This is a genomic window from Pseudonocardia sp. (assembly GCF_050246655.1).
Classification (GTDB): Bacteria; Actinomycetota; Actinomycetes; order Mycobacteriales; family Pseudonocardiaceae; genus Pseudonocardia.
In genome coordinates this window covers 24,569-46,079 of the sequence record NZ_JBFWVQ010000045.1, presented here as the reverse complement: position 1 = coordinate 46,079, position 21,511 = coordinate 24,569, and the positions used below count along the sequence as shown (strand labels likewise).

The 21,511-nt window shown below is 74.1% G+C and carries 19 protein-coding genes; 11 read left to right on the top strand and 8 right to left on the bottom strand.

The window, feature by feature from the left end:
- A partial coding sequence (locus tag AB7J25_RS16220; RefSeq protein WP_428509818.1) for an MOSC N-terminal beta barrel domain-containing protein occupies window positions 1-356 on the bottom strand: 356 nt, incomplete at its 3' end.
- A gap of 9 nt (window positions 357-365) precedes the next feature.
- Complete coding sequence (locus AB7J25_RS16215) at window positions 366-806, bottom strand: Lrp/AsnC family transcriptional regulator (protein WP_428509816.1); 441 nt, start codon at window positions 804-806, stop codon at window positions 366-368.
- A gap of 143 nt (window positions 807-949) precedes the next feature.
- Here AB7J25_RS16215 and ald point away from each other — a divergent pair, with 143 nt between their 5' ends.
- Entirely contained in the window at window positions 950-2,071 is a 1,122-nt protein-coding gene (gene ald, locus AB7J25_RS16210; protein WP_428509814.1) for an alanine dehydrogenase, read from the top strand.
- Between the two features lie 13 nt (window positions 2,072-2,084).
- On the opposite strand, the gene nhaA is transcribed toward ald, so the two are convergent.
- On the bottom strand, window positions 2,085-4,748 hold the full coding sequence (gene nhaA, locus AB7J25_RS16205) for a Na+/H+ antiporter NhaA (protein ID WP_428509812.1): 2,664 nt from the start codon (window positions 4,746-4,748) through the stop codon (window positions 2,085-2,087).
- A gap of 63 nt (window positions 4,749-4,811) precedes the next feature.
- On the opposite strand from nhaA, the gene AB7J25_RS16200 reads away from it, so the two are divergent.
- Both AB7J25_RS16200 and AB7J25_RS16195 read left to right on the top strand, forming a co-directional pair.
- Window positions 4,812-5,201, top strand: a complete 390-nt coding sequence (locus AB7J25_RS16200) for a UBP-type zinc finger domain-containing protein (protein ID WP_428509810.1) — start codon at window positions 4,812-4,814, stop codon at window positions 5,199-5,201.
- A 15-nt stretch (window positions 5,202-5,216) separates the two neighbouring features.
- A complete protein-coding gene (locus AB7J25_RS16195; protein WP_428509808.1) occupies window positions 5,217-6,800 on the top strand; it encodes a Na+/H+ antiporter in 1,584 nt (527 codons plus the stop codon).
- A gap of 78 nt (window positions 6,801-6,878) precedes the next feature.
- Here AB7J25_RS16195 and AB7J25_RS16190 read toward each other — a convergent pair whose 3' ends face one another.
- From AB7J25_RS16190 to AB7J25_RS16180, 3 genes are all read right to left on the bottom strand, one after another.
- Entirely contained in the window at window positions 6,879-8,021 is a 1,143-nt protein-coding gene (locus AB7J25_RS16190) for a helix-turn-helix domain-containing protein (RefSeq protein ID WP_428509806.1), read from the bottom strand.
- A 229-nt stretch (window positions 8,022-8,250) separates the two neighbouring features.
- Window positions 8,251-9,144 (bottom strand): isocitrate lyase/PEP mutase family protein, encoded by an 894-nt coding sequence (locus AB7J25_RS16185; RefSeq protein ID WP_428509804.1) that lies wholly within the window; start codon window positions 9,142-9,144, stop codon window positions 8,251-8,253.
- Window positions 9,145-9,230: 86 nt separating this feature from the next.
- Window positions 9,231-9,869: a hypothetical protein gene (locus AB7J25_RS16180; protein WP_428509803.1), complete on the bottom strand. Its 639-nt coding sequence runs from the start codon at window positions 9,867-9,869 to the stop codon at window positions 9,231-9,233.
- Window positions 9,870-9,958: 89 nt separating this feature from the next.
- On the opposite strand from AB7J25_RS16180, the gene AB7J25_RS16175 reads away from it, so the two are divergent.
- The 7 genes from AB7J25_RS16175 (at window position 9,959) to AB7J25_RS16145 (ending at window position 18,210) form a co-directional block, all read left to right on the top strand.
- On the top strand, window positions 9,959-10,630 hold the full coding sequence (locus AB7J25_RS16175) for a TetR/AcrR family transcriptional regulator (protein WP_428509801.1): 672 nt from the start codon (window positions 9,959-9,961) through the stop codon (window positions 10,628-10,630).
- Between the two features lie 84 nt (window positions 10,631-10,714).
- On the top strand, window positions 10,715-11,398 hold the full coding sequence (locus AB7J25_RS16170) for a hypothetical protein (RefSeq protein ID WP_428509799.1): 684 nt from the start codon (window positions 10,715-10,717) through the stop codon (window positions 11,396-11,398).
- A 10-nt stretch (window positions 11,399-11,408) separates the two neighbouring features.
- Window positions 11,409-12,263 (top strand): polysaccharide lyase family 7 protein, encoded by an 855-nt coding sequence (locus AB7J25_RS16165; protein ID WP_428509797.1) that lies wholly within the window; start codon window positions 11,409-11,411, stop codon window positions 12,261-12,263.
- Between the two features lie 300 nt (window positions 12,264-12,563).
- Window positions 12,564-13,886: a glycosyltransferase gene (locus AB7J25_RS16160; protein ID WP_428509795.1), complete on the top strand. Its 1,323-nt coding sequence runs from the start codon at window positions 12,564-12,566 to the stop codon at window positions 13,884-13,886.
- Window positions 13,883-16,033, top strand: coding sequence for a right-handed parallel beta-helix repeat-containing protein (locus AB7J25_RS16155; RefSeq protein ID WP_428509793.1), 2,151 nt, complete (start codon window positions 13,883-13,885; stop codon window positions 16,031-16,033). Before AB7J25_RS16160 ends, AB7J25_RS16155 begins: the two co-directional genes overlap by 4 nt.
- Entirely contained in the window at window positions 16,030-17,382 is a 1,353-nt protein-coding gene (locus AB7J25_RS16150; RefSeq protein WP_428509791.1) for a right-handed parallel beta-helix repeat-containing protein, read from the top strand. Before AB7J25_RS16155 ends, AB7J25_RS16150 begins: the two co-directional genes overlap by 4 nt.
- Window positions 17,383-17,487: 105 nt before the next feature.
- Window positions 17,488-18,210 carry a maleylpyruvate isomerase family mycothiol-dependent enzyme gene (locus AB7J25_RS16145; protein ID WP_428509789.1) on the top strand — a complete coding sequence of 241 codons (723 nt, stop codon included), beginning with the start codon at window positions 17,488-17,490 and terminating at the stop codon, window positions 18,208-18,210.
- A gap of 12 nt (window positions 18,211-18,222) precedes the next feature.
- Here AB7J25_RS16145 and AB7J25_RS16140 read toward each other — a convergent pair whose 3' ends face one another.
- Window positions 18,223-19,647 (bottom strand): ATP-binding protein, encoded by a 1,425-nt coding sequence (locus AB7J25_RS16140; protein ID WP_428509787.1) that lies wholly within the window; start codon window positions 19,645-19,647, stop codon window positions 18,223-18,225.
- Window positions 19,648-19,660: 13 nt separating this feature from the next.
- Window positions 19,661-20,482, bottom strand: a complete 822-nt coding sequence (locus AB7J25_RS16135) for an SAM-dependent methyltransferase (RefSeq protein WP_428509785.1) — start codon at window positions 20,480-20,482, stop codon at window positions 19,661-19,663.
- Window positions 20,483-20,905: 423 nt separating this feature from the next.
- On the opposite strand from AB7J25_RS16135, the gene AB7J25_RS16130 reads away from it, so the two are divergent.
- Window positions 20,906-21,487: a YceI family protein gene (locus AB7J25_RS16130; RefSeq protein ID WP_428509783.1), complete on the top strand. Its 582-nt coding sequence runs from the start codon at window positions 20,906-20,908 to the stop codon at window positions 21,485-21,487.
- Window positions 21,488-21,511 lie beyond the last annotated feature (24 nt).

Here is a 21,511-nt window from a genome sequence, read left to right as displayed (position 1 = left end):
GCCGGCGCCTGGGTCTCGGTGTCCGACGGGTTCTCGTAGCGGCGCTCGACCACCTCCTCGGCGGCGCGCTGCGCCACGGGGCGGCCCAGCCAGTCCGAGAGGACCGCGTCGTCCACGGTGACGGTGCCGTCCGGGAGCACGATCTCGACGGCCGGCTCGTCGCGGTCCGCGACGAGCCGGGCCGAGGCCATGAGCAGGGCGGGCATGCGGCGTGCGGTGAGGCCGAACCCGGTGGCGACGTCGAACAGCGCCCAGCCCCGGTCGCCCGCGAGCCCGCGCGGGCCCACCTCGCTCGACCGCACCTGCTCGCCCTGGAGCGACTTCACCGGGAAACGCCACAGCTCCGCGACACGCACGTCCCGACGCTATCCGTACCGGCCCGCGGCGGGCAGGTGGTCGAAGATCAGGCTCGTCTCGGTGTGCGCGACGTCGCGGTTGCGGTTGAGGTGCTCGGCGACGAACCAGCGCACCGCGTCGGTGTCCGCGGTGGCGACGTGGAGCAGGTAGTCGTAGGCGCCCGCGACGAAGTAGACGTCGAGCACCTCGGGTCGCCGCCGCATGCTCTCGGCGAAGTCCGAGAGATGGCCGCGGGCGTGCGGGTGCAGCCGGACCGCGATCATCGTCTGCAGGTCGTGGCCGAGCGCGCGCGGATCGACGTCCGCGTGGAAGCCGCGGATCACGCCGCGCTCGCGCAGCGACCGGATCCGCGCGAGGCAGGTGGACGGGGCGATGCCGGCGCGCTCGGCGAGATCCTTGTTCGACATGCGGCCGTCCGCGGCGAGCAGGCGCAGCAGGGTGCGGTCCACGTCGTCCAGGCGCGGCCGAACATCCTTCGGCAACGGCACATGACGCGCGCCACCATCTGTAGATTCTGCGGTTAACACAGCATTCTCTCGAATCTTACGCCGATAGTATGGCAGTGAATGACTGACAAGTTCAGAATAGCTGCATGTTGGTCGGTGTGGTTCGTGAGGTCAAGGACAGCGAGGCGCGGGTCGCCCTCACCCCCGCGGGGGTGCACGAGCTGGTGCGCGCGGGCCATGACGTGGCCGTCGAGGCGGGCGCCGGGCTCGGCAGCGCGATCGCCGACGAGGACTACGTCGCGGCAGGCGCGCGCATCATGGCGGACGCCGACGCCGTCTGGGCCGCGGCGGACCTGCTGCTCAAGGTGAAGGAGCCCGTCGCGAGCGAGTACCACCGCCTGCGCCGCGGCCAGGTGCTCTTCACCTACCTGCACCTCGCCGCCTCCCGCGAGTGCACCGAGGCGCTGCTCGCCTCCGGCACCACCGCGATCGCGTACGAGACGGTCCGCGGCCGCGACGGGTCGCTGCCGCTGCTCGCGCCGATGAGCGAGGTGGCGGGCCGGCTCGCGCCGCAGGCCGGGGCCACCGCGTTGATGGCCGCGAACGGCGGGCGGGGCGTCCTGCTCGGCGGCGTGCCCGGTGTCGCGCCCGCGGAGGTCGTCGTCCTCGGGGCGGGTGTCGCGGGCCGCAACGCGGTCGCGATGGCCGTCGGGCTCGGGGCGCGGGTCACCGTCCTGGACCTGGACGTCGCCAAGCTGCGCGAGCTGGACGACCGTTACGCGGGGCGCGTGCGCACGATCGTCTCGACCGCCCACGCCCTGGAGCAGGCCGTGCTGGAGGCGGATCTCGTGGTCGGCGCCGTGCTGGTCCCCGGCGCGCGGGCGCCCAAGCTCGTGTCCGACGACCTGGTGGCGCGGATGAAGCCCGGTTCGGTGCTGGTGGACGTCGCCATCGACCAGGGTGGCTGCTTCGAGAGCTCGCGACCCACGACCCACACGAACCCGACCTACCGGGTGCACGACAGCGTCTTCTACTGCGTCGCGAACATGCCCGGCGCGGTGCCGCACACCTCCACCTACGCCCTGACGAACGCCACGCTGCCGTACGTGCTGAGGCTGGCGAACCAGGGATGGCGCCACGCGCTCGCCACGGACCCGGGGCTCGCCGCGGGCCTCGCCACCCACGACGGGGCGCTGACCAGCGCGGAGGTCGCCCGCGACCTCGGCCTCACGCTCCAGGACGCGCGGCCGCTGCTCGCGGTGGCCTGACCAGCGGCCCTGATCACGGCTCCGGCCGGGTCGCGGGCCGCTCGTCGAGCAGCGCCGCGAGCTCGTCCGGCGTCGGGCGCAACAGCACCTCGTCGCGCCACAGCGCGATCGGCAGCACCAGCCTGCCCGCCTCGCCCTCGGCGCCCAGGTCGATACCCATCTCGTCGAGCAGCTCGGCCGCGCCGTCGCCGTCCTCCTCCGGGTCGACGACGCTCACCGCCACGCCGCGCTCCTGTGCCAGCGTGCGCAGGCTCGTCGTCGCCGGGTCCCCGGCGTGACCGATGATCCGCAGCTCGGCGGCGAACCGCAGGAGCCGCGAGCGGCGCAGCAGGAACGCCCGGACGACGAGGTCGCGCAGCGCGGGGGACTCGGCGAACGCCGTCCGCAACGCGGTCACGGGCACGTCCAGGACCTCGCCCGGCGTGACGGCCACCGCACTGAGGAAGACCGGCTCGTGGCCGAGCAGGTTGAGCTCGCCGAGGAAGCGGCCCGCACCGTTGACCTTGACCACCCGCTGCTCCGGTGTGCCCGCGTGCTCCAGGATCCCGATCCGGCCCGACAGGACGACGAACAGGTCGTAGCCGGGATCGCCCTCGCGGAACAGGACGTCGCCCGCAACGACCGTGCGGCGCGTGCCGTGCCGCTCGAGCAGGGCGATCTGCTCGGCGGACAGGCGCGGGTAGGCGCCACCGTCGTCGGGGGTCTCCGGCGGGTCGGGAGGCAGCAGCGCCGGGTCGACGCGGTCGCCGATCTCGGCCCGGCCAGGGTTGCCCAGCGCCGGCAACGGCCGTGCCGGCGCGGTGGTCGCGGTGACGGGCGCCGGACCGGGATCGCCGAGTGCGGCGGCGAGGCTCGCCGTGTCCGTCGGGCCGGTGTGGCGCACCCCGTTCACGAAGAACGTCGGCGTGCCCGCCACGCCGCTCGCGTCGGCGGACGCGGCGTCCTCGCGCACCCGTGCGGCGAACCGGCCGCTGCCGAGATCGCGGGCGAACCGCTCGACGTCCAGCCCGATCTCTTCGGCGTGTTCGAGCAGGTCCACCGCACGCAGCCGGCCCTGATCGCGGAACAGCACGTCGTGCATCTCCCAGAACCGGCCCTGCGCCCCGGCGGCCTCGGCGGCCTCGGCGGCGAGCTCGGCGTGCGGGTGCGGGTCGACGAGCGGGACGTGGCGGAAGACGTAGCGCAGGCGGTCCCCGAACCGCTCCCGCAGCTCCTCCACGAGGCCCGTGGCGCGCCCGCAGAACGGGCATTCGAAGTCGCCGAACTCGACCAGCGTCAACGGCGCGTCGACGGGACCGCGGACGTGGTCGCGCTCCGGGTCGACCGGCGGGTCCAGCGCGGTGGGACGGCGCTCGAGCTCACCCCCGCGCAGCAGGTCCGCGATGCGGAAGAGCGCCCAGCCCAGGAGCGCCGCCAGCAGCGACGCGGCCAGCACGCCCACCCGGGCCTGGTCGGCGAGCGCGGGATCGTCGTCGAGCGCGAGATCGACGATGAACAGCGAGATCGTGAAGCCGATCCCGGACAGCGCCGCACCGCCCGCGAGCTGGCCGAACCGCAGCCCCGGTGCGAGGACGCCGAGCCGCAGGCCCACCGCGGCGGCCGCGCCGCCGAGGATGCCGACGAGCTTGCCCAGCACGAGACCCGCGACGATGCCCAGCGTCACCGGCGAGGTGGCGGATGCGGCGATCGTGGCGGAGTCGAGGACCACCCCGGCGTTCGCGAGGGCGAAGATCGGCACGATGACGTAGCTCGACCAGGGCCGGAACAGCAGCTGCAGCCGCTCGTTCGCCGACACCGTCCGTTCGATCCCCAGCCGCGCCGCGCGGGCGTACTCGGGGCTGGGGGACTGGCGGTACGCGCGGGTGAGCCGCTCGGCCTCCTCGACCTCGTCGCGCTGCGGCGGGTACGCGGGCGAGAGCAGCGCGATGACGACCCCGGCGATCGTCGGGTGCACCCCGGACTCGTGCATCGCGAGCCACACCCCGACGCCGACGACGAGGTAGGCGGGCCCGCGCCACAGCCGCAGCCAGAACCGCATCGCCGCCATGAGCGCGAGGCCTGCCGCGGCGAGCACCAGCGGACCGATCGCGAGCTCCTCGGTGTAGAAGATCGCGATGACGCCCAGCGCACCGACGTCGTCGGCGACGGCGAGGGTGAGCAGGAACAGCCGCAGCTGCGTCGGGCACGCCGGGCCGACGAGCACGAGCACCCCGAGCAGGAACGCGGTGTCCGTGGAGATCACCACGCCCCAGGCGTGCGCGGCCGGGCCCGAGGGGTTGACCGCGAGGTAGACGAGCGCCGGCACCACCAGACCCGTGATGGCGGCCGCGAGCGGCACCGCGGCCCGGCGCCGGTCCGTCAGCTCGCCCATCACGAGCTCGCGTTTCACCTCGAGCCCGACGACGAAGAAGAAGAACACCATCAGGCCGTCGTTGACCCAGTGCTGCAGGCTCAGCGACAGCTCGTGGTCGCCGAGCCGGATCGCCAGCTCGGTGTCCCAGAAGGCCTCGTAGCCGCTGCCGAGGTTGGCCCACAGCAGGGCCGCGATCGTCGCCGCCAGCAGCAGCCCGGCGCTGCCGGCCTCCGTACGCAGGAACCGGCGAACCGGCGCCGCGACCTGGGCGGAGAGCGGACCTGCCGGTCCTGCGTCGGTGCGTTCGGGCGCGGTGGTGGTCATGTCGGGGCCGCTCCGGCCCGCCGACGCGCGTCGCTCACGCCGACATTGTCGCCGAAGCCCCTCGTGCGCGTGGAGCCGGCGATCATCACCTTGCGCCGCGTGCGCCGCGGGGCTGTACTCGACGGTTGTGGTCGCCGGGCGGTCGTGGTCGCGGCGTCCACCCGGCCCACCCGCCTCCCGAGGGGACCTGCAGTGCCCGATTGTTCCCATCTCGCCGAGATCCGCGACGTGGCGCCCAGCTCGAGGCAGGGCTGCACGGACTGCCTCGCGCAGGGCCGGCAGACGTGGGCTCACCTGCGGGAGTGCCTCACGTGCTGGCATGTCGCCTGCTGCGACTCCTCGCCGTTCCGGCACGCCAGTGCCCACCACGACGCGACCGGTCATCCCGTCATGGCCTCGTTCGAGCCGGTTGAGCGGTGGCGGTGGTGCTACGTCGACTCCATGATCGTCTGACGGGGCGCCGACCAGGTGCACGGTCTGCCGCTCATCGCGCTGCTCGTCGGGTCGCTCGCGGTCACCGCGCTCGCCCGCCGGATCGGCGCGTCCCCACCGCTCGTCCTCGTGGTCGTCGGGCTCGCGGTGTCGTTCGTGCCCGGCGTGCCGGACTACGCGATCGACCCCGACCTCGTCCTGCTGCTGATCCTGCCGCCGCTGCTCTACTCGGCGGCGCTGGACAGCTCCTACCTGCGCTTCCGTGACAACCTGCGCCCCATCGGGCTGCTGGCCGTGGGGTTGGTGCTCTTCACGACGGCGGCCGTCGGCCTCGCCGCCTGGTGGCTGGTGCCCGGCCTGCCGCTCGCGTCCGCGCTCGTGCTCGGCGCCGTCGTGTCGCCGCCGGACGCCGTCGCCGCCACGGCCGTCGGGCGACGGCTCGGCCTGCCCCGGCGCGTGATGACGATCCTGGCCGGCGAGAGCCTGCTCAACGACGCCACCGCACTCACCGCGTTCCGGGTCGCGGTCGCCGTGGCGGTGGGTGCCAGCTACACGGTCTGGCAGGGGATCGGGGTGTTCGTCCTGATCGCGCTCGGCGGTGCGGTGGTGGGCTGGGCCGTCGGGGCGGTGATGCACCGCATCCGCCTGCTGCTGCGCGACGGGGTGCTGGAGAGCGCGGTCGGGCTGCTCGTCCCGTTCGGGACGTTCCTGCTCGCCGAGGAGGCGCTGCACGTCTCGGGGGTCACGGCGGTCGTCGTCGCCGGGCTCTACCTCGGCCACCGGGCGCCGCAGGCCGGCCCGGCGCAACGGCTGCAGGAGGAGGCGGTGTGGAAGGCGGCCGACACCGTGCTGGAGTCGCTGGTGTTCGCGCTCATCGGCCTGCAGCTGCGGGCCGTCGTCGAGGGGGTGGACTCCCCGCTGCTGCCGCTCCTGCTCGACGGCGTTCTGCTCGTCCTCGTCGTCGTGCTGGCCCGGATCGTCTGGGTGTTCCCGACGACGTACGTGCCGCGGTGGCTGTTCCGGCGGCTGCGCGAGCGCGACCCGTCCCCGCGCTGGCAGGTGCCTGCCGTCATCTCCTGGGCGGGGATGCGCGGGGTGGTGACGCTGGCTGCGGCGTTCGCGATCCCGCTGGTCACGAACACAGGCGCGCCGTTCCCCGGCCGGGAGGAGATCATCCTGCTGGCGTTCGTCGTCACCGTCGGAACGCTTCTGCTGCACGGACTCACGCTTCCCACGGTGATCCGCCGCCTCGACGTCCGCGGCCACGAGGACTTCGCGGACGCGCTCGCCGAGGCGCAGGCCCAGACGGCGGCGGCGCAGGCCGCGGCGGCGCGGTTGGCGGAGCTCGACGACGGCAACCCCCTGACGCGCCACGCCGTCGCGAAGCTGCGCTACATGGCGGAGTCGCGCAGCAACGCCGCGTGGGAGCGGCTCGGCCCCGTCGAGGAGGTCGACCGCACCCCGAGCGTCGCGTTCCGCCGGCTCCGCATGCAGATGCTCGCGGCGGAGCGCGAGGTGTTCGTGCGTTACCGCGACGAGCGGCGCATCGACGACGAGGTGTTCCGGCGGGTGCAGCGGGAGCTGGACCTGGAGGACTCGATGCTCCGCCGCGACACCTGATCCCGGCCCGTCCGCGGCGGGCGGTCGGGACGGGGTCCGCCTCCCCCGGGAAGGCGGGGGGTCGTCGCCCGGCCCGGGTCAGCCGGCGTCGCCGTGCGCCTCGTGGTGGCGCAGCGCCCACCAGACGCCGACCACCTCCGCCATGTCGTCGAGGCGGGCACCGGTCTGCGTCTCGAAGCGGCGCAGGCGGTGGCGCACGGTGTTCGGGTGCACGTACAGGGCCTGGGCGGTCCGGTGCACCCGCAGCCCGCTGCGCAGGTACGTGTCGACGGTGCCGAGCACGTCCGCGCCCGCCACTCCGGTCGCGAGCAGCGGTGCGACGTAGCGGGCGGCGAGCCGCACCCCGAGCTCCGGGCGGGTCGCGACCGCGACCTCCACGCCGAGCTCGTCGAGGGTCGCTGCGCCGCTGCGCCGGAAGGTCGTGAGCGTGGCGAGCGCCGCGGCCGCCTCGGCGAACGAGCGCGGCAGCTCGGCGAGCCCGGCGGCCCCGCCCACGCCGGCCGGGACGGGCGACGCAGGCGTGGCCCCGTCGGGGACGATCGCGAGCATCTCACCGTCCACCCGCGCGGTCAGGGCCGCACCGGCGGCGGTCAGCGCCTGCTCGGCGAGCCGGGCCTCGTCGTCGGAGTCCACCCGGGCGCGGACGGCACGCCACGGCGTGTCCGGGCCGACCCGGTAGCCGCTGGCGAGCAGGTCGCGGTCCGCCGCGGTGGTGGTGCCGAGCAGGAGGCCGCGCAGGAGCCGTGCGCGCAGCGCCGCGTCCGGGCCGTCGCGGCGGCGCAGGCCCTCGCGGTGCCCGGCGATCGCCGCGTCGAGCGCCCGGTCCACCCCTTCCAGGACGAACCGGGCCGCGTCGAGCTGCTCGCCGACGTCGATGCCGATCTCGGCGGCGATGCGCTGCTGGCGGCGCCACAGCTCGGTGGCGCCCATGCGCCAGCCCCGCAGCACGTCGTCGACGGGGACGCCCTGCGCGGCCCGCAGCGTCGCGGCCGTCGCGGCCATCTCCAGCAGATCGGGGTGGGCCGGGTCGTCGGCCAGCGCGTCGATCGCCCGCATCAGATGGTCGCGCAGCCCGCTGCGCACCATCGGCTCGGGGAGCGCGGCGAAACCGGGCAGCTCCGCGCGGAAGCGCGCCACCAGGGCATCGGTGATCTCGTCGGCCTCGGCACGCAGCAGGCGGTGGACGTCCGCCCACGTCGCCGTGCCCTCCGCGTCGCCCATGTCGCCTCCGTACGCCGTCGCCTGCGATCTTCGCGTGCCCGGGCCCAGAGGGGCCCGCCGGGCCGCGAAACGCTGCATCCGGACGGGCGAGTGTTGTCCGGTTCGGCACTGCGCGGCAGGGGTCGGCTTGGCTACCGTCGGCCGGGTCCGGAAGGCCGGGCCCCCCCATCGGCCGCCGGTCTCGATGGCGGTCGGGTGGCACACCCCCTGTGCCGCCCGACCTCGGGCCTCAGCGGAACCGCCGCTCCAGCTCGCGGACCTCCGCCAACCCCACGAGGTCGGTGAACTCGTCGAAGCCCGGCAGGCCCGGCAGCGCCGCGACGGGCGTGCCGTCCGCGCGCAGGGTCTCCAGGAAGGCGCGGATCCCGGCGGTGGCCGCGAGCAGCGTGCCGATGGGGAACAGGACGAGGGCGAAGCCGAGCTCGGCGATGCGGTCCAGCCCGATCGGCGGGGTGCGCCCGCCCTCGGCCCAGTTGAACACCAGCGGCGCCGCGCCGCGGAGCTCGGCTGCGACCCGCCCGATGTCGTCCTCGCTGGTGGGGGCCTCGACGAAGAGCAGGTCGGCGCCCGCATCGGCGTAGGCCCTCGCGCGGTCGAGCGCAGCGTCCAACCCTTCGACGGCCGCCGCGTCCGTGCGTGCGATGAGCACCAGGTCCGGGTCGCGGCGGGCGGCGACCGCGGCGCGGATCTTGCCGGCCATCTCCTCGCGGTCGATCACCGCCTTGCCGGTCATGTGCCCGCAGCGCTTCGGCGAGACCTGGTCCTCCAGGTGGATGCCCGCGACCCCGGCCTGCTCGTAGCTCGCCACCGTGCGCAGGACGTTGACGGCGTTGCCGTAGCCGGTGTCGGCGTCGGCGATCACCGGCACGTCCACGGCCGCGACCATCCGGCGCGCGTTGGCGATCATCTCCTCGCCGCCGAGCAGGCCGACGTCGGGCCTGCCGAGCAGGGACGCGGTGGTGCCGAACCCGGTCATGTAGACCGCGCCGAATCCGACCTGCTCGACGAGCCGGGCCGACAGGGCGTCGTACGCACCGGGGGCGAGGACAGGGGCGGGACCGGCGAGCAGCGCGCGCAGGCGGGCACGAGGGGGATCGGCCGGTCCGGGCAGCAAGCTCGCCATGCTGGTCCTTCCGCCGCATGCGGTCCGGACCGACCGTACGGCAGGTCAGCCGGGGAGCCGACCCGCCGCCCGCGGAACGCGGACGATCACGCGGGGACGGGCGTCCGGGACCGGGCGGCCAGCCGCGCCGCCGTCCCGATCAGCCAGATCGCGAGGCCGGTCTGCAGCGGGAACAGCGCGGCGTAGCGCACGTCCCAGGTGAGCGGGACGAGCAGCCCCGCGGCGGCGTACCCCAGCCCGCCGAGGACGCCGACGGCGCCGAGCGCGACGGCGGCGACCGTGCGGTCCGACCACGCGACGGCCGCCGCGACGAGCGCGCCCGTGAGGCCGACCGCCGGCACGGCGACGGTCTGCAGGACCAGGTGCACGTCGAGGATCGGCGTCGGGGCGCCGCCGACGAGGTGCGCGTGGTCGTGCGAGGCCAGCAGGTGCGGCACCGCGTCGAGCACGCCGAGCGTCCAGCAGGCGATGACGAGCGGCAGCAGCGGCGTCACGCGCGGGCCGAACGCCTCGCCGCGCCACGCGGCCACGAACCCGGCGACCGCCAGCACCGACCCGGCGAGCAGCAGCAGGTGGGAGATGCCCCAGGTGGGTGCGGTGAGCATCGACGCCAGGTGCTCCTCGACGGTCGCGCCGGAACCGTCGGGGTGCAGCGGGCCGCCGGCGAGCAGCAGGACGCCGCCGGCGCCGAGCAGGGCGGCGGGGGAGCGGAGGGGTGCGGTCACGGTTCCTCCGGTTCGACGAGTGGTGCTGCTTTGACTGAGTATCGCTCAGTGAATATAGCTATCTACAGCCAACTGGTACAGTGCGGTCCATGACCTCGGCGAGCGCCCGGCGGCCGTACCGGTCGCGGGTGCGGGAGGACCAGGCGAACCGCACCCGGGCGGCGATCGTCGACGCGGCGCGCGCGCTGTTCGTCGAGCGTGGCTGGGCCGGCACGAGCGTGCGTGCCGTCGCGCGGGCCGCGGGGGTCGCCGAGGCCACCGTCTACGCCACGTTCGGCTCGAAGGCGGCGCTCGCCGTGGCACTGATCGACGCCGCGGACGAGCTGGCGGGCCCCGAGACCACCCTGGCCGCGCTGGAGGCCGCAGGCGGCGATCCGGCCGCCCAGCTGCGGGCGTTCGTCGCGTTCGACCGGCGGCTGTTCGACGCGGGCGGGGCGCTCGTCGGGATCGTGGTGGACGGCCGCCGGGACAGTCCCGAGCTCGCGGCGGCCTACGCCGACGGGCGCGGGCGGGGGGACCGCGTGCGCCGGGAGGTCTTCTCGTCCTGGCCCGCCCACGCGTGGCGCGACGGGGTGGACGTCGACATCGCACTGGACGTGTTCGCCGGCCTGTGCACGCTGGAGGGCTTCCGGGTCCTGCGCGACGAGCGCGGCTGGACCGCGGACGCTGTCGAGGAGTGGTGGGCGGAGATGCTGTGCCGCACCCTGCTCACGGACGGGGCCCGCGCGGGTGACGGCTCCGCTCACCGACCCCCTTCATGATCGTCGAGGCGGGTGCGGGGCGATCGGATACGAGCGCCGTGCACCTGCCGTGGCGATCATGGACACCGGGCGCATCATGGGTCCGTGCCGCGCCGCAACCGGGTCGACCCCTTCGGCGACCTGCACGCCGTCGCCGAGCGGGGCCGGTTCACCGGCAACCGGGGGTGCCTCGTGAACGACGACGGCGAGACCGTGCGCCATCACCGGGGCCCGCTCTGGATCACCTGCCGCACGGAGTTCCGGGGGCGACGGGTCGGGCTCGCCCGCCCGCGCCGCTGGACGCCGGTCTTCTTCCTCGACGACGCGGTGGCGCTCGCCGCGGGCCACCGCCCGTGCGGGGAGTGCCGCCACGCGGCCTACCGCGCCTACCGCGACGCGGTCGGGGCCGCGCTGGGGGCCCCGGTGCGGGCGGGGGAACTCAACCGGCGGCTCGCGGCCGAGCGGTTCGCCGTCCCGGCCCGCCGCGCCGGGAGCTCGCTGTCCCGCGCCGCCGACCGGCGCACCTGGCAGGCCGGTGCGGCGAGCCTGCCCGACGGCACCGTCGTGCTCGCCGGCGCACCGCGGCTGCTGCTCGGCGACCGGTGGTTCGCGTTCTCGTTCGCCGGGTGGGCCGATCCGCGGCCCCGACCCGGCGGCACGCTGACCGTCCTCACGCCGCCGACCTCGGTGCTCGCCCTCGCGCACGGCTTCCGACCGGAGCTCCACCTCCAGGTGGCCGGCCCGGGGGCGCGCGACGGCCGGGCGGGTCCCGCGCCCGGGCCTTGCTAGCGTCGCGCGCATGCTCCCCCGCACGTCGCACCCGCGACTGCCCCGGACCCGCCGCCCGTACGCCGCGCCGCGCGGCGCCGCACTCCGCACCGCGATCGCCACCGCACTGGTCGCCTCGGGCGTGGCGCTCGTGGCGGGCTGCGGTGGCCCCGAGCCCGTGGTCCCCGCGGCGCCGCCGCCCGCGCCCGCCACCCCGGCGCCGGGGGTCTCGGCGCAGGTCCCGGGCCAGCTCCTGGACCTCCGCGACTGGTACCTCACCCTGCCCACCGGCACCCCCGAGGACCCGGACACGGTCCACCAGCCCGAGCTCGAGAACTACAGCGGCCCGTACTTCCGGGTCGACGACGCGGGCACGGGCGTGCTGTTCACCGCGAACGCGGGCGGCGCCACGACGGAGGGCAGCAAGTACCCGCGCTCCGAGCTGCGTGAGATGGACGGCTCCGAGAAGGCGTCGTGGTCCAACACCAGCGGGACCCACACGATGACGGTCCGCGGTGCCGTGCTGTCGCTGCCGCCGGCCAAGCCGGAGATCGTCGTGGCGCAGATCCACGACGCGGAGGACGACGTCGTCCTCGTGCGCGTCGAGGACGACGAGCTGCTCGTGGAATGGGACGACGGCGACTCGAAGGCCGTCCTGGATCCGGCGTACCGGCTCGGCACGCCGTACGAGGTGCGCATCATCGCCACCGCGGGCCGGATCGACGTCCTCCTCGGCGAGGAGCGGAAGGCCTCGATCCCGCTCAGCGGCTCCGGCTGGTACTTCAAGGCGGGCGCCTACCTGCAGTCGAACGTCGACCGCGGCGACGCCCCGGACGCCGTCGGCGAGGCCGTGATCGAGCAGTTGCGGGTCGAGCACTCTGCGTGAGGCGGCCCGACGTTGCTGTGATCTACCTCACACTCGTGAAGTGATCGATGATCGTGATAAGGCCGTGACCTCGTGATTCTCCGAGGATCGATCCGAGATCACTCCGAGATGGTCAACGACGTACTCGCAGACCGGTAACGCCCGTCTTCGAGGCCTCGACAGCCGTGTGTCCGACCAGGAGCCCGCTCCCCGGCTCCCCGGCTCCCCAGGAGTACTGAACGTGCCTTCATCCCGCCCTTCGTCGTGGAGCGGATACCCCGAGTCCGTGCCACCCACGATCGCGGCAGGGGTGTGACGACGATGTCGCTCCCGGTCTACTACTACGTGTTCGGAACCCCGCTGGGCATCCTCGGCCTGTTCCGGTGGGGGTGCTGGCTGGTGCGCCGGATCCCGGCGGTGCTGTATCGGCCGATCAGCGGTGGGCACCGGTTGTCGATGTCGATCGTGGTGCCGGTCTACCAGGAGGATCCGGAGGTCTTCGCGGCGGCGATCGAGTCCTGGCTCGCGAACCGGGTCGACGAGGTCATCCTGGTGATCGACGTCTCGGACACCACGTGCCGGGAGATCGCTGCGCGCTACCCGGTCACGGTGCTGGTCACGGACGTGCCGGGCAAGCGGGACGCGCTGCGTCGCGGCTGGAACGCGGCGTCCACCGAGCTGGTGGCGCTGGTCGACTCCGACACGATCTGGGCCGCGGACGTCGCCCGCGAGGTGTGCAAGCCGTTCGCCGATCCGCGGGTCGGCGGGGTGGGGACGCGCCAGAACGTCTACGGGTCGAAGGGGTTCCTGGCGCGGATCACCGACATGTTCCTCGATCACCGCTACTTCGACGAGAACGCCTCCCAGACGGTGCTGGGCCAGGCCGTGTCCTGCCTGTCCGGGCGGACGGCGGTGTACCGCCGGGAGCTCCTGCTGGAGGTCGAGCAGGAGTTCATGGAGGAGACGTTCTGGGGTGTGCCGTGCCTGTCCGGTGACGACAAGCGGCTCACGACGCTGATCCTGGAGCGGGGCCACCTCACCTACATGCAGCGCACCGCGGAGGTCTGGTCGACCTTCCCGGACACGTGGCGGGTGTTCGTCAAGCAGCGGCTGCGGTGGGCGCGCAACACGTGGCGGTCGGACCTGCGGGCGCTGTCGCGGCGCTGGGTGTGGCGCAAGCCGTTCCTGGCCTACACGATGGTGGACAAGGGGATCTCCAGCTTCACGCTGCTGGTGGGCCCGGCCTTCATGATCTACTCGATCGCGGTGCAGAACTGGGTGTTCTGCGGTGTGCTGGCCGCGTGGTGGTGGATCAGCCGCTCGGCGAAGCTCCTGCCGCACCTGCGGCGCAGGCCCTCCTCGTTCTTCTTCGTGCCGGGCTACGTCGTCGTCTCCTGGGTGATGGCGCTGATCAAGATCCACGCGCTCTGCACGATCCGCAAGCAGCGCTGGCTCACCCGGCAGGTCGCGGTCGAGAACGGTCAGGTCGTGCGCACCGTGAGCACTGTGGCCACTGTGGCCACTGTGGCCACTGTGGCCACCGTGGCCAGTGCAGTCGCCGGGCTGCAGGAGCGCGCCGCACCGGTGCCGAGCCCGGCGCCCCGACCGCGTGCCCTGCGCGAGCCGGAGCAGGTGTCGTCGTGAGCGGCGGGACCGTGGGAGCCCTGCTGCGGGCGGCCGGTGCGTTCGGCGTGGCCGCCCTGGTGCTGGTCGCGACGCCGGGCGTCACGACCACGGCGGACGGGACGGCGGCGCGGACCGTCCCCGGAACCGCGACCGCCGAGCCGTGGGCGCCGGTCGCGTTCGGAGTCGCGGCCGCCGCACCCGAACCCGGCGCGGACTCCGGGCCGGACTCCGGGTCGGACTCCGGGCCCGAGACGTCCGCCGAGCCCGGTCCCGAACCGTCGGCCGATCCCGCGCCGGAACCCGCGCCGAGCCCCGCCGCGCCTCCGAGCACCGGACCCGTGCCGGCGCCGCCCACCACGGGTCCCGATCCCGCCGAGGAGGCCCGGCGCAAGGCGGCCGAGCAGGCGCGCAAGCGGGCCGCGGAGCAGGCCCGCAAGGCGGCCGAGGCGGCGGCGAAGGCCGCGGCCCGCCGCGCAGCGGACGAGCGGGAGGCCCGCGACGCCTGGCTGCGCCACGGGTCACCGCACCGGATGGTCGTCGTACGGGCCTCCGGCGTGGACGTCGTCGCCGATGGGCGTCTCGGCGTGCAGCGCGCGCTGGGCACGACCGTCACCCCGGCGGCGCTGGCGCGGATCACCCCGCCCGGCTGGATCCAGGCCACGCCGGACGAGGTGCTGATCTCGACGGCGATCGTGCTCACCCCCGGCACCGCGCTCGACCTCACCGGCGCGCCCCGCATCGCGCTCTCCGGCGGCGACACACTCGCGGACGCCTCGTCCGTCTACACCGGTGGCGGGCGGCTGGTCGTGCGCGGCGTCACCGTCGAGTCCGTGCGGGGGGCCGGCGAGCCGATGCCGCCCGGTCCGGGACGCCCGTTCGTCGTGGTCGCCGGTAGCGGGCGGCTGGAGGCGCTCGACGCGACGTTCCGCGGGCTCGGCACGCACGTCGACGATCCCGCGGGCCGCAGCGGCGTGCAGTTCAACCCGGGCGCCACGGGCTCCCTGGTCGGGACGACGCTGGTGGGCAACACCATCGGCCTGGAGCTGTCGGGCACGCAGGGCGTCACGCTGGAACGGGTGACGGTCGCCGGGTCCGCGGTGGACGGCCTGGTCCTGCAGGGCGACCGCGGCACCGTGCTGCGCGAGGTCCGCGCCGAGCGCAACGGTGCCAACGGCGTGCTGGTGAAGGGCCCGAGCAGCGACCGGCCGATCACCGGCATCACCACCACCGGCAACAAGGGGTTCGGGCTCGCGGTCGTCGGGCAGGTGGCGCCGCAGATCCGCGGGGTCACGACCGAGGCGGACCTCACCGGTGGCCTGCGGATCAACCGCTCGACGAACGCCCTGGTGGCCGACTTCACCGCGATCGACCAGCCGCTGGCCCTCTTCACCCACGTGGGCACGGCGGACGCCGTCGTGCAGCGGGCCCGGATCAGCGGTGGCCGGCGCGGCATCGTGATCGAGAAGTCCACCCGCGGGCTGGCGATCGAGGACAGCACCGTGGAGGGTGCGAAGGTCGTCGGCGTCTCCAGCGGCGGCAAGGCCGTGTCGCTCACCCGGGTGACCGTCAGCGACACGGGCACCGCCCTGCGGGTCGAGCGCGGCGCCGTCGGGTTCACCGTCACCGGGGTGCGGATCTCCGGGGGCGAGGACGGGATCGTCGCGAACCCGGGCAGTGGCCAGGTCGTGCTCCGCGACGTGCGGACGGACGGCGTCGCGAACGACGCGGTGCGGACGTTCTCCAGCGGGGCGACGTTGGAGGACATCCGGATCGCGGGCTCGGAGACCGGCATCGTCGCCCAGGCCGCCACGACGATGACCGACGTCGCGGTGTCCGCGTCGGACGTCGGGTTGCGGGCCCGCGGCGCCGACCCGGTGGTGATCCGGCGGGCCGCGGTGCAGGCCTTCGACATCGGGATCGACGCGGGTCCGGCCGCCCGCGTGGAGCTGCGCGAGTCGCGGGTGCACGCGATCGAGTCGTTGCGGGGCGACGTGACGCTGGTCGGGGTGAACGACGTGTCGCTGCCGCCGCTGAACCTGATCGCGGCGATCGGGCTGCCCCTGATCGGGGTGGCGGTGTTCCTGGAGCTGGTGCACGCGCTGCGGCAGCGCAGGTTCAAGCCGCGCCCCCGGCGCACCCCGCCCGTCCCGGTGGGTGCCGCGTGAGGGGCCGGGCGGTCCGCGTCCTCGCCGCGGCGTTGCTGCTGTTCGCGGCGCTCACCGGGTGCGGGCGTGACGCCACCCCGTTCACGCCGCGGGAGGTGCCGGCGCCCGTGGTGATCGATCCCGCGAACCCGTGCCCGCGCCAGGCGGACCTGTCGGCCGAGCTCGCCGCACAGGGGCCGCAGGCGCCGGCGCCGCCCACGCCGGTGGCGGCGCGCTACGACCGGGCGGCCGGGACGGTCACGGTCACGGCGGGCACCGGGTTCGGCCCGGCGGCGCTGGCCGCCGCGGTGCGCGATCCGGGCGTGCTGCGGGAGGTGAGCCCCGGCAACTGGCTCCTCGGCGCGAACCTCGTGCTGTCCGCGGGTACGGCCATGCGGATCGCGGCACCGGAGGTCCGGTGGTTCGGCCTGAGCAGCGAGCCGGGCCGCTACGTCACGCTGAGCGTGCTCGGCGGCCGCCTCGACGTCGCCGGGAGCTGCGTCACCTCGTGGGACGAGGCGGCGGGACGCGCCGACACCGACCACCTGGACGGCCGCGCGTACGTGCTGGCCCGCGACCGCGCGCAGCTCTCCGTCGACCACGCGGAGGTGCGCTTCCTCGGCTACGGCGCGGTGGAGTCCTACGGGCTGTCGCTGCGCACGGCCGGGACCACGGGGACGATCACGCGCAGCGTCGTCTCACACCTGTACTTCGGGGTCTACACCTACGAGGTGGACGGGTTCACCGTCGCGGACAGCGAGTTCCACGACAACATCATCTACGGGATCGACCCGCACACCGGATCGCGCAACATGGTCATCGAGCGCAACGTCGTGCACGACAACGGCAAGCACGGGATCATCCTCGCCGAGGACTGCGTGGACTCGGTGATCCGCGGCAACGTCGTGTACCGCAACGCCCACCACGGGATCGTGCTCTACCAGCGGTCGGACCGGAACGTGATCGAGGACAACGAGACGTTCCTGAACGTCGCGCACGGCATCAACCTCAACGAGTCGCACCACAACCTCGTGCGCAACAACCGCGTCTACCACAACGGCGAGTCCGGGATCGGGGTCGGCCAGACGTCCGCGGCGAACGTCGTCGAGCGCAACGTCGTGCTCTCCAACGGCCGGGACGGGGTGCGGCTGGTCAGCGAGGCCGGCGACAACACCGTCCGGGCGAACGCGCTGGGCAACAACGCCCGCTACGGCATCTACGTCGACACCCAGGGCCGGTTCGACATCCACGGGAACAGCATCTTCGGCAGCCGGGTGGGGGTGTTGATCAAGAGCGACGGGTCCGAGCCGGAGGAACCGGAGGGCAACGACCTGTTCGACAACCGCGAGGGCGACGTCGTCTCGAGGTGATCCACGTCCCGCGGCCGCCGCCCAGCGGGGCGGCCCGCCCGCGGGTAGGTTTGTCGCCATGCGCCAGGCGTCGCCCGCTCATCCTGCGGTCCGGGGCGATGCCGGGTGACGGCGTCCCGCGCGAGGTCGCTCGCCTGGGCCTATGACGGTGCCGCCCACCTGCGCGCACTCATGGCCCGGATGGGCGAGGACGCGTTCGCGGCGCCGTCGGCGCTGCCGGGATGGAGCCGCGCGCACGTCCTGAGCCACATCGCTCGCAACGCCGACGCGATGGTGAACCTCCTGGAGTGGGCGCGGACGGGCACGGTCACCCCCGCCTACCCGAGCCGGGAGCGCCGCGACGCCGACATCGAGGCGGGCGCGAAGCGGACGCCCGCCGAGATCCGCGAGGACGTCCTCGGCTCCGGGGACCGGCTCGCCGCGGTGGTGCGGGGGATGCCGGAGTCGGCCTGGTCGGCCACGGTGACGCACCCCAACGGCTCGCCGATCCTCGCGGCGTCGGTGCCCTGGTACCGGGCGCGGGAGATGTGGATCCACGCCGTGGACCTCGACGTCGGCGCGTCGTTCGCGGACATGCCGGTGCCGATGCTCCTGGCCCTGGTCCACGAGGTCACGGGCCAACTCGGATCCCGGGAGGGGTGCCCCTCGCTGCAGCTGGTGGCCTCGGACGTGGACCGGACCTGGGCGCTGGCAGGCAAGGGGCGCACAGCCGAGTCGGTGACGGGGCCGATCGCCGGCCTGGCCGCGTGGCTCACCGGCCGGTCCAGGGGCAAGGAGCTGCGGACGGGCTCGGGCAGGCGCGCACCGGCGCTGCCGGCCTGGCTGTAGGCGTGCGGCCCGCTATCCCTGGGCGGGCGGCTCCTGGACGGGCAGCCGCACGGTGAACGTCGTGCGGCCCGGCTCGGAGTCCACCTGCAGGTCGCCGTGGTGGCGCCCGACGACCACGCGGTAGCTCACGTCCAGCCCCAGCCCGGTGCCGTGGCCCACCGGCTTGGTGGTGAAGAACGGCTCGAAGATCCGCCCCTGGATCTCCGGGGGGATACCGGTGCCGGTGTCGGTGACCTCGGCCTCCACGCAGTCCTCCACGACCCGGGTGCGCAGGGTGAGCGTGCCGGATCCGTCCATCGCGTCGCGCGCGTTGACGATGAGGTTCGTCCACACCTGGTTGAGCTCGGCGGGGTAGCCCGGGATCTGCGGCACGGCGGGGTCGTAGTCCTTGACCACCTGGATCCCGCCCAGCTTCGGGCCGAGCATGACGAGCGTGGCGTCGAGGCCGGCGTGCAGGTCGAAGAACTGGTGCGGCGCCCGGTCCAGCTGGGAGTACTGCTTGGCCGCACCGACGAGCGCGGCGATCCGCTCCGCCGAGTCCGCGATCTCACGCATCAGCGACTCGGTCTCCACGGTGTAGGAGAGCCACCGGATCGCGCCCTCCAGCGCGTCGGGCGGGGCGGCGGCCCGCACGGCCTCCAGCTGGTCGGCCCCCAGCCCCGCCGCGACGAACACCGGCGCGAGCTCCCAGCCCCCGGCGATCCCCTGCTCGTCGAGCCAGTCCGCCACCTCGTCCTCGGCGTCCGCGGCCTGCAGCGACGTGAGCCGCGGCGGCTCCGCAGCGATCTCGACGAACTTCTCCTGGATCTCCACGAGCGCCTGCAGGTGGTCGCGGTTCATCCGGCCCGACGCGATCATCCCCAGCTTGTGCCGCATCGCGGACACGCGGTCGCGCAGCGCGTGCGCCGCGCGACCGGCCGCGGCGGCCGGGTTGTTGAGCTCGTGGGTGAGCCCGGCCGTCAGCTTGCCCAGCGCCAGCAGCCGCTCCCGCTGGGCGACGGCGGCGTTGCCGCGCTTCATGCCCAGCAGCAGCCCTTCCAGCAGGTGCACCGCCATCGGGAACCAGTCCGCGAACGCGCGGGCGAACTCCACGGCGGGCAGCGCGATCGCGGTGATGTCGGTGATCGCGCGGACCGTCGCCGGGTAGATGCGGGCGGAGTCGTCGTCGAGGTAGAACTGCACCGCGCCGAAGTAGACGCCACGCTGGTCGGTGCGGGTGGTCTCGACGTCGTCGGGCCCGATGCGCCTGCTCATCGCGACCGTCCCGGTGAGCAGCACGTGGAAGCAGTCCGCCGGCTCGCCCTCGGCGCACAGCACCGTGCCCGCTGGCGCGGAGACGACGCGGGCGTGCTCGGCGAGCCACGCCAGCTTCGCCTCGTCGAGGGCCTCGAACAGGAAGAGCCCGCGCAGCTCTTCGGTGGTGATGCGGTCGGTCATGACGGCCCCTCCTTCACGAACGCTTCACGAACCGCAAGAGCCGGTACTCCAGCAGGCCGGCGCGGTGGCAGCGCTGCAGCGCATCCCCGCCGACGAGGGACTCGGCCCACACCGACCGGGACCGTGCCCGGCGCAGCGCCGGCTGCAGGGCCGCGATCAGCCGGTCGCGCGGGCGGCCGAGGCGCTGGTAGGGCGAGAGGTCCGTGGAGCCGGTGAGCTCCAGCCCGGCCTCGGCGGCGAGCGCGGCCGCCTCCGGCACCGACACGAGGGTCTCGGCGTGCCACCCGGTGCGGACGTCGTCGAGCCGGGGATCGGCGGGATCGCCGGTGCGGACGTCGTCGATCACGAGCAGCCGCCCGCCGGGGCGCAGCGCCCGGGCGGCCTCGCGGAAGAACGCCGACGCCGGGTCCGCGTGCACGAACGACTCGATCGCGAACGCCACGTCGAACCCGACGAGCCCGGCAGGCAGGGCGGTGAAGTCCGCCGTCTCGAACCGGACGGTGCCGCGCAGCGGTCCGTGCGCGGCGGCGAACCGCTGAGCGAGCCGCACCTGCTCCGGGCTGATCGACACCCCGACGACGTCCACGGGCAGGCGTCGCGCCAGGTACAGCGCGGCCGTGCCGACCCCGCAGCCGAGGTCGAGCACCGACCGGTCCTCGGGCCCGATCTCGGTGGCGACGAGGTCGTGCGCGTGGTGCAGCGCGCCCTTGAGGTCCGTGACCTCCGGCGCCCACAGCTCGCGGTGGATGGCGCGCTGCCCGCTGCCGGACAGCAGGAACTTCCAGGTGTTCGCGTCGTAGTAGCGGCGGGCACGGGCGGCGCCGGTGGTCGTCACCCCGTCGAGCGTAGTCGCGGCCGGCCGGCACGGCCGAGATGAACACCAGCGGGGTTGCGGCGGCCCCGAACCCCGCTGACGCTCACCTCGACCGCAGGACGGTCCGTCCGGATCGATGGCGGCACAGGCCCCGCTCGCCGGCGCCGACCTGGGCCGGCACCCCCCATGGATGCCCCGACTGCTGATCTTCAGTCACGGTCGCTGTCTACTCCTGTCAACTGATCGTCGATCTTGTATACAGACGATCTGACACCTTCCCTTGGACCGCCCTGGAAGGCCGGCGCCTGCCCTGGCGGCTCGCGCTGCCAGGCCGATGGCGAACGGCGGGTCAGGCGCCATGCTCGCGAGTGGTGCCGCCGCGTCGCTGCTCACCGCGGCGGCCCCGGGCGATCGACCACCGGCATGTCCGTATGGAGGAGAACCATGACCGCCGCCACGACCACCAGCCTCGAACGGCTCGTCGGGGACTACACCCTGGACCCCGCCCACACCCGGCTCGGTTTCGCCGCCCGGCACGCGATGGTGACCCGCGTCCGCGGCCAGTTCCGGGAGCTCGAAGGCAAGGGACACCTGGACGAGGATCCGGCGAACCCCTGGGCCGAGGTGCGGATCAAGGCCGCGAGCATCGACACCGGCAACAACCAGCGTGACGAGCACCTGCGCACCGACGACTTCCTCGACGCGACGGCTCACCCGGAGATCGTCTTCCGCAACACGTCCGTGCAGCGGAGGTCGGGGGAGGTCTTCCACGTCGTCGGCGACCTGACGATCAAAGCCACGACCCGTCCGGTAGAGATGGATCTCCACTTCACCGGCCCCGCCACCGACCCGTTCGGCAACCTCCGCGTGGGTTTCGAGGGCTGTACGACGATCAACCGCAAGACGACGATCAACCGCAAGGACTGGGGAGTGGCCTGGAACGTTGCGCTCGAAGCCGGCGGGTTGCTGGTCAGCGAGTGCGTGAACATCGAGGTCGACATCTCCGCGATCAAGGTCCCCAGCTGACCTGGCCAGCACTTTCATCCACCA